This window comes from Variovorax boronicumulans, assembly GCF_019352895.1.
Lineage (GTDB): Bacteria > Pseudomonadota > Gammaproteobacteria > Burkholderiales > Burkholderiaceae_C > Variovorax > Variovorax boronicumulans_A.
The window spans coordinates 1-820 of the sequence record NZ_JAAAFX010000010.1; the positions used below are offsets into that span (position 1 = coordinate 1).

General features: G+C 65.5%; 1 protein-coding gene. It reads right to left on the bottom strand.

The annotated features are described in order from the left end of the window. The coding region (locus K0H49_RS30820; RefSeq protein WP_307886093.1) for a calcium-binding protein at positions 1 to 820 on the bottom strand (820 nt) is incomplete at both ends.

The following is an 820-nucleotide window of genomic DNA, read 5'->3' on the forward strand; positions in this document are numbered from 1 at the left end:
GCCATCACCGGAACGGTAGCGGTAGGTGTCGTTGCCACCGCCGCCGTACAGGGTGTCGTCGCCCCGGCCTCCATCGAGGATGTCATTGCCGATGTCGCCCTCCAGAAAGTCACGGCCCACCGTGCCGATGAGCGTCTGGTCGGGCGTGACATCCGCGGTGGCCGCCTGCATTGCCGCCTGCGTCCAGCAGGTTCCATCGGCGAAGACCACACGCTCGAGCTGTTGCACCGGCGCATGGATGTCCAGACCCTTGTCGACGATGATGCGCTGGCCCGTCGCCTTGATCAGCAACGCCAGATTTCCCAACGGGGTCTTGCTCAACGTGACATCGTCAGCGGTGAGGTCCAGGAGTTCGAGCGTGTCGTTGCCCTCGGCATCGAGGATTCTGTCGTTGCCATCGGCGCTGCGGTAGCGGTACGTGTCGTCGCCCTCACCCCCAAGGAGTAGGTCATCGCCAGCACCGCCGTCCAGCACATCGTTGCCGCCGAAACCTTCCAGCGTGTCGGCTCCGGCTGTGCCAACCAGCGTCTCGTCCGCATTGGCTGCCGCCTTGAGCTGCGCCGTGCCCCACACCGTGCCGTCAGCGAACTTCACCTGTTCCACGCCGTAGCCCGGACTGCCCCACGGCACTGGCGTCAGACCCAGGTCGAGCGTGATCGCCTGGCCGGTGGCCCGGTCGATGATCCTGTCGTCGCCATAGCCCACGCCCGCAGCCACGCGAATGTCGCTCGCATTCAGGTCCAGGAGTTCCAGCGTGTCGCAGTCGTCGGAGCCCATCTCCATGATGCGGTCGTTGCCATCACCGGAACGGTAGCGGTAG